6 protein-coding genes are annotated in these 6,705 nt (G+C 76.8%); 5 read left to right on the top strand and 1 reads right to left on the bottom strand.

The features are described 5' to 3' along the window. Nucleotides 1-167: 167 nt before the first annotated feature. The 5 genes from ACOJUF_RS02015 to ACOJUF_RS01995 all read left to right on the top strand — a co-directional run bounded on the left by ACOJUF_RS02015 (nucleotide 168) and on the right by ACOJUF_RS01995 (nucleotide 3,837). Nucleotides 168-1,418: a lysylphosphatidylglycerol synthase transmembrane domain-containing protein gene (locus tag ACOJUF_RS02015; protein WP_420120190.1), complete on the top strand. Its 1,251-nt coding sequence runs from the start codon at nucleotides 168-170 to the stop codon at nucleotides 1,416-1,418. 28 nt (nucleotides 1,419-1,446) lie between these two features. Continuing rightward, on the top strand, nucleotides 1,447-2,151 hold the full coding sequence (locus ACOJUF_RS02010; protein WP_420120193.1) for a RibD family protein: 705 nt from the start codon (nucleotides 1,447-1,449) through the stop codon (nucleotides 2,149-2,151). A 69-nt stretch (nucleotides 2,152-2,220) separates the two neighbouring features. After that, nucleotides 2,221-2,958: an FkbM family methyltransferase gene (locus ACOJUF_RS02005; RefSeq protein WP_420120192.1), complete on the top strand. Its 738-nt coding sequence runs from the start codon at nucleotides 2,221-2,223 to the stop codon at nucleotides 2,956-2,958. 28 nt (nucleotides 2,959-2,986) lie between these two features. Beyond that, entirely contained in the window at nucleotides 2,987-3,406 is a 420-nt protein-coding gene (locus ACOJUF_RS02000; protein ID WP_420120189.1) for an SRPBCC family protein, read from the top strand. Beyond that, nucleotides 3,403-3,837, top strand: coding sequence for a MarR family winged helix-turn-helix transcriptional regulator (locus ACOJUF_RS01995; RefSeq protein ID WP_420120188.1), 435 nt, complete (start codon nucleotides 3,403-3,405; stop codon nucleotides 3,835-3,837). The genes ACOJUF_RS02000 and ACOJUF_RS01995 overlap by 4 nt, the downstream gene beginning before the upstream one ends. Nucleotides 3,838-3,897: 60 nt before the next feature. On the opposite strand, the gene ACOJUF_RS01990 is transcribed toward ACOJUF_RS01995, so the two are convergent. Next, nucleotides 3,898-6,684: an ATP-binding protein gene (locus tag ACOJUF_RS01990; RefSeq protein WP_420120187.1), complete on the bottom strand. Its 2,787-nt coding sequence runs from the start codon at nucleotides 6,682-6,684 to the stop codon at nucleotides 3,898-3,900. Nucleotides 6,685-6,705: the final 21 nt, after the last annotated feature.

Here is a 6,705-nt window from a genome sequence, read left to right as displayed (position 1 = left end):
CGCAACCTGACCGGCTGGTCGGTCACCGCCGAGCTGGTCGACCACGCCCTCGTCCCGGGCGATCCCGGTCCGGCGGCCGGCGCCGGAGCCGGAGCCGGAGCCTGCGTCGTGGCCGGCGGGACGCCGGTCGCCGGTCACCGGGTGGGTGGGCGATGGGTGGGCGGGCGATGACGGCCCCGCCGCCGGACCGGGCGCCCGGGGCGGTCCGGACCCCGGCGCTCCGGACCCGGGCGGGCGACCGCCGGGGGGTCCGGAGCCGGTCGGAGCGGCACCGGGCGGTGCGCGCCGCGGCCGGCCGGTGGTGGCCGCGGGTGCGGGTGGCGGCCGGGCTGATGGTGCTCGGGATCGTGGTCTGGCGGCTGGGCGCCGGCCCGTTCCTGGCCGGGGTGTCGGCGATCGACGGTCGGGCCGCCGGGGCCGCCCTGGCCATCGGCGCGGTGACCACGGTGTGCAGCGCCTGGCGGTGGCGGGTGATCGCCGGACGGCTCGGTGTCGGCCTGCCGCTGCGGTCGGCGGTGGCCGCCTATTACGGCTCGCAGCTGCTCAACGCGACGCTGCCGGGCGGGGTGCTCGGCGACGTGCACCGGGCGATCCGGCACGGGCGCGCGTCGGCCGCGCCGGGCCGCGGCATGCGGTCGGTGGCCTGGGAGCGGGCGGCCGGGCCGGTGGTGCACCTGGCCATCACCGCCGGGTTGCTGATCCTGCTCCCGCTGCCGTGGGCCGGCCGGCATCCGGCGGCCGGCGGGGCGGTCGTCCCGGGTGGCGGGGTGGTCCCGTCGCCGGGCCCCGAGGGCGGGGCAGCGGCCGGGACAGCGGCCGGGATGGCGTCAGGGGTGGTGGTGGCCGGCGTGGTCGCCGTCCTGGCCGTGGGGCTGGTGGCGCTCGCCCTGCTGCTCCGTCGGACGGGCCGGACCCGCCGGACCCGTCGGACCGGCCCGTCCGGGAGGCCCCGGGTGAGGCCGGCGGGCGCCGCGACCCGCGGCCGGGTCGCGACGGCGCCGGCCGCCCTCGCGGTGGTCGGGGCCGACCTGCGGGTCGCGCTGCTGGCCCGGGGCGCCTGGCCGCAGGTGCTCGCCGCCTCGATCGTCGTGGTGCTGGGCCACGCGCTGACGTTCGTCCTGGCCGTCCGGATCACCGGTGGCACCGCCCCCGCCGCCGAGCTGTGGCCGGTGGCCATGGTCGTGCTGGCCGCGATGCTGGTGCCGCTGAACGTCGGGGGGTGGGGCCCGCGCGAGGGTGTCGCGGCCGGGCTGTTCGCGGCCGCCGGCTGGGGCGCGGAGCAGGGCGTCGCGGCGGCCACGGCCTTCGGTGTGCTGTCCCTCATCGCGACGCTGCCCGGGCTCGTCGTCCTGCTGGCCGGGCCGGTGCGGCGGGCGGTCGGGCGGCGTCCGGCCGGGGCGGTGCATCCCGTTGGCTGAGCGTCCGGATCCGCGCGGCCCGGCCCCCGTGGACGGGTGTGCCGACCCGCGGCCCTACACCCTGCTGTCCTGTTGCATGTCGCTCGACGGCTACCTGGCCGGTCCCACCCGGCGCCGGCTGTTGCTGTCCAACGACGCCGACTTCGATCGGGTGGACGAGGTGCGCGCCGGGTGCGACGCGATCCTGGTGGGCGCGGCCACGGGGCGCAAGGACGATCCGCGGCTGCTGGTCCGGACGCCGGAGCGCCGGGCGGCCCGGGTCGCCCGCGGCCAACCGCCCTCGCCGACCAAGGTCACCGTGACCGGCGGCGCCGACCTCGATCCCGGCGCGCGGTTCTTCACCGACGGCGACGGGCAACGCCTGGTCTACTGCGCCAGCTCCGCGGTCGACGTCGCCCGGGACCGGCTGGGGGAGCTGGCCACCGTGGTCGACGGCGGGGAGCCGGTCGACGTGGCCTGGATGGTCCGGGACCTCTACGGGCGGGGGATCCGGCGGCTGATGGTGGAGGGCGGCGGGACCGTCCACACCCAGTTCCTCACCGGTGATCTCGCCGATGAGCTCACCCTGGCGGTGGCGCCGTTCTTCGTCGGCGACCACCGGGCGCGGCGGTTCGTCGACGACGGGCGTTTCCCCTTCCACCCGGAGCGCCGGGCCCGGCTGGTGCAGGTGCGGCAGCTCGGCGACGTCGTGGTGGTGCGCTACGCCCTCTCGGCCCGGTTCGGCACCTGGTGACGGCGCGGGTGACGGCCCGGTGACGGCGCCGTGAGCGGCCCGGCCCGGGTCTGGGGGATCGCCCGGTCGATGGCGATGTACCACGGCATTCCCGGGCGGCACGCCCGGATGGCCGCGTTCTACCGGCAGTTTCTCGCCCGCGGTGACCTGGGCTTCGACATCGGGGCGCACGTCGGCAGCCGGGTCCGCGCCTGGCGGCGGATCGGCGCCCGGGTGCTCGCCGTCGAGCCCCAACCGGACTGCCTGCGCGTGCTGCGGCTGGTCTACGGCCGCAACCCGGCGGTGCGGATCGTGCCGGCGGCGGTCGGGGCCCGGCCCGGCCGGGCGCGGCTGGCCGTCTCCTCGGCGACCCCGACGGTGTCGTCGATGGCGCCCGGGTGGATCGACGACGTCACGCGGGACCGGCGGTTCGCCGGAGTGCGCTGGGACTCCTCGATCGAGGTGCCGGTGGTCACCCTGGACGAGCTGATCGCGACGCACGGCGAACCGGCCTTCCTGAAGGTCGACGTCGAGGGGTTCGAGGCCCAGGTGCTGGGCGGGCTGTCCCGGCCGGTCCGGGCGCTGTCGTTCGAGTACCTCCCGCCGGCCCACGACGATGCGCTGACGGTGCTGGATCTCGTCGCCGCCCTGGGCGACTACCGCTTCAACTACTCGCCGATCGAGACCATGCGCTGGGCCGCGCCGGGCTGGCTCGACGCGGCCGCGCTGGTGCGCCTGCTCGAGCGGTACCGGCCGCTCGGGCGTTCCGGCGACGTCTATGCGCGGCTTGACAGATCATCTGTAAACAGATCATCCTTGGACAGATAGTCCGTCCGCAGACAAGGAGATTGCGACGATGTGGACCACCGAGCACATCGGCCGCTCGCCCCTGCCGGTCGAGCAGATCTGGCGGACCTTCGTCGACGTGCACGCCGGCCGGCTGACGCTGCCCGGCGGTGACGTGTTCGAGCCGGACGGCGAGCTCGCGGTCGGCACCCGGATCGCGGTGACCCCGGCGGGCCAGGATCGGATGATCTCGACCGTCACCGAGTTCGACCGCGGTCGCCGGTACGCCGACGTCACCGAGATCGAGGGCATCACGCTGACCTTCAGCCACGACTTCCGCCCCGACGGGGCCGGGACGGTGGTCACCCATCGGCTGCGGATCGACGGACCCGGCGCCGACGGCGTCGGGCCGGAACTGGGACCGCAGATCAGTGCGGACTTCCCCGAGCAGCTGCAGGCGCTGTTCGCCGCCGCCGACGGGCGACCATGACCAGCCGGTACGCCGGCGGTCCGGCGCAGAGCCCGGGATTTCAGCTGTGGCGGCTGACCCGGGCGTGGGAGCGGTCGGTCACCGAGGCGCTCGCCCCGCTCGGCCTGACCCACACCCAGTTCGTCCTGTTGACCTGCACGTGGTGGCTGCACGGGCACGACCGGCCCACCGGTCAGGTCGACATCGCGTCCGCCTCCGGGGTCGACACCAAGACCGCCAGTGCCGTGCTCCGCCGGCTCGAGGCGGACGGGCTGGTCGGGCGGGAGCCGTCGGCGACGGACACCCGCGTCCGGGTGGTGGTGCCCACCCCCGCCGGGGTGGCCCTGGCCGAGCGGGCGGTGGTCGTCGTCGAGGCGGCCGACGAGGCCTTCTTCGCCGCCCACCCCCCGGGTCTGCGGGCCGTGCTGCTGGCCGACGACCGGCCGACGTGAGCGATCGGCAGCCCGTCGAACGGACCGGACGAGGCCGTCCGTCACGGCGCACCGGCCGGCTCAGGGCCGTTGCCGCCGGTGCACCCAGATGGCCAGTTCGGTGCGGGTGGTCAGCTGCAACTTGCCCAGCGCGCTGCGCACGTGCGACTCGACGGTCCGGACCGACAGGAACAGCCGGCCGGCGATGTCCTTGTTGCTCAGCCCGTCGGCCTCCAGGACGGCGATCTCGGCCTCCCTTGCCGTGAGCGGATTCTCGGCCGTGACGGGGGGCAACCGGTCGAGCACCCGGGCCGCCGCGGCGGCCGGTCCGGGCATGCCAAGGGCATCGAACTCGGCGCGGGCCGCGGTGGCCAGGCCGGCCGCCTCCGCCGGGGCCGACCCCAGATCGGCCAGGCACTCCGCCGCCCGCAGCCGGGCCAGGGCGGTGAACGGCCGGGCGCCGATGCGGGTGTCGGCCTCGACGGCGCGGCGGAAGTGGGCCAGGGCCGCCTCGGGACGGCCGGCGGCCCGCGCCAGCCGGCCCATGGGCAGCTCGACACTGCCGCCGGCGAAGGGTGTCCCGCCGCCGTCCCCCCAGAACCAGCCGGCCTGCGGGGCCAGCACGCGGTAGCAGCGGGCGGCAAGCTCGGCCTGGCCCAGATCGACCGACAGCTCACCCAGGGTGCCGATCGACCCCATCCAGCGGGGGCCCAGCGGCATCCGGTCCGGCAGGTCGGCCAGCCCGGCCACCAAGGCCTCGGCGACCTGCCGCCGGCCCGTCAGCAGGGCGATCTGGGCGCGGCTGGTGGTGATCAGCGGCATCGCCGGCGCACGGTCCAGCATGGCCATCGCCTCGAGCGGCAGGTCCTCCGGCAGTCCCCGCACCAGCGCCAGCTGCACCCGGAACGCGTAGTACATGCCGATCATGGACAGGTCGCCGACCCGTTCGGCGATCCGCCGGCCCTCGACGGCCTGGTCGATCGCCGCCGCGAACTCGCCGGACTGGGCGAGCCGGACGGCCCGCATCCGGCGCACGTGCCAGCGGGCCACCGGCGAACCGGTTCGCCCGGCCAGCGCCTCGATGTCCTGGGTCAGGGTGTCCCACTGGTCCAGATCACCTCGCTGGAGCGCGATGTCGGCCGACCAGAGCAGCCCCCAGAGCCGACCCATCGGGGCGGCATCGGCCAGCTCCAGCGCCCGGCGGGCCAGGCCGGCCCGCTCGGCGACGGCCTGCGGGTAGCACAGCGCGAAGTGGCGGGCGGCGATCGTCTCCAGCTCGGCCCGCGGATCGGCGATCCGGCGCGCCATGGCCAGGGCCTGCGCCGAGAGCGGGCCGGCCGACGAGTCGGCCGCCTCGTCCGCGGCGGCGACCGCCAGCTGGCCGAGCAGCCGCGCCCGGAGCGCGGAGTCGCCCGGGGGCAGCCGGTCGAGGGCCCGGTGGACCAGGCCCACCGCGAAGCGGGAGACGTCGACCGAACCGACCCCCTGCGGGACCAGCGCGGCCTCGGCCAGCAGATCGGGCCGGTCCCCGGCCTCGGCCAGCTCCGCCGCCCGGCGGCAGGAGTCGAGCGCGGCCGGCAGCAGCCCGGCCGCCCATTCGTCCCGGGCCAGCTGGACCGTCTCCGCCGCCCGCACCGGTGCGCTCTCGCCGAGGGATGCGCTGTGCCGCATCTGCATCCGTGCGAGCTCGACCGCGCGGTCGTGGGCCAGTTCGCGGGCCGCGATGGCCGCCGCCCGTCCGGCGCGGTCGCGGCAGGTGGCGGCCGCGTCGGGGCCGCCGGCCCGGTCCCAATGGCCGGCCGCGGCCCCGACCAACGACGGTTCGCCGGTCTCGTCCAGCGCCCGGGCGATGCCCGCATGGGTGGCCGCCCGCCGCTCGTCCGGCACCTGGGCGGCGATCGCGTCCCGGACGATGGCGTGCCGGAAGGCCAGCCCGGTGCTGCCGAAGGTCAGGATCCCGGCCCGCACGGCCGCGGCCAGATGCTCGCTGATCCGTTCTACCGGGCGGCCCCGGGCGGCGGCGAGCAGGGCCGGTGAGAGCCGCTCGCCCACCAGGGCCGCCGTCTCCACGGTGCGGCGGGCCTCCGTCGGCAGGCTCGCCAGCGGCGAGACCAGCAGGTCGCGCACCCCGGACCGGTCGGCCAGCGACCGGTCCAGCGCGACCGAACCCGGTCCGGGCGGCGGCTGCGCGGTCACCGTCCGGATGTAGAACGGGTTCCCGCCGGTGCGGGCGACGACGTCGGCGACGTGGGGCAGCCAGCCGTCGGCCACCGCGGCCGCCCGCAGCCAGTGCGTCACGGACTCGACGGGCAGGCCGGACAGCGGGACGGGCACCGTGCCGGCCATCCGGACCAGGTCGGAATGGACGCTCGCGTAGGAGGTTCCGGGCAGGTCCCGGGCGGTGACGACGATCAGGGCCCGCGTCGACACCACATCCAGAGCAACACTCTTGAGCACCGAGAGGCTGACACCGTCGGCCCAGTGGGCGTCCTCGATGATCAGCAGGAGCCCGTTGTCCGCGGCGGCGCGGGCGACGGCGGTGGACACGGCTTCGCCCAGCCGGAACCGGGCCGCGTCGTCGGGTTCGTCCGGCGTGATGGTGTCGAGCGCGGCCGCGATCTCGGGGACGTCCCGGCCCACCCTCCGCCACGGCCACAGGGCCGGCGCGCCGGGATCGTCGACCGCGAAGCCACGGGCGACCGGGGTGCCCGTCTCCTGGGCCGGCCGGACGGCCTCCTGGGCGAGTGTGCTCTTGCCGATCCCGGCCTCCCCGGTGATCAGCACGAGCCGGCCGGACCCGGCCGACGCCTCGCGCCGGGCCCCGTCGAGCAGGGCGAGCGCGGCCTCCCGGCCGAACAATGCGACCACCGGCTCAGTATGGGCGCCGCG

Origin of the sequence: Nakamurella sp., assembly GCF_048594475.1 — a bacterium.
In the GTDB taxonomy this organism is placed as follows: domain Bacteria; phylum Actinomycetota; class Actinomycetes; order Mycobacteriales; family Nakamurellaceae; genus Nakamurella.
The sequence above is the reverse complement of the archived record's forward strand: the minus strand, read 5'-3'. Positions and strand labels throughout refer to the sequence as shown.

Bases quoted from the DNA above. Each gene is read 5' to 3' on its own strand.
- ACOJUF_RS02015 (WP_420120190.1), top strand. From the start codon at position 168: ATGACGGCCCCGCCGCCGGACCGGGCGCCCGGGGCGGTCCGGACCCCG.
- ACOJUF_RS02005 (WP_420120192.1), top strand. From the start codon at position 2,221: ATGGCGATGTACCACGGCATTCCCGGGCGGCACGCCCGGATGGCCGCG.
- ACOJUF_RS02000 (WP_420120189.1), top strand. From the start codon at position 2,987: ATGTGGACCACCGAGCACATCGGCCGCTCGCCCCTGCCGGTCGAGCAG.
- ACOJUF_RS01995 (WP_420120188.1), top strand. From the start codon at position 3,403: ATGACCAGCCGGTACGCCGGCGGTCCGGCGCAGAGCCCGGGATTTCAG.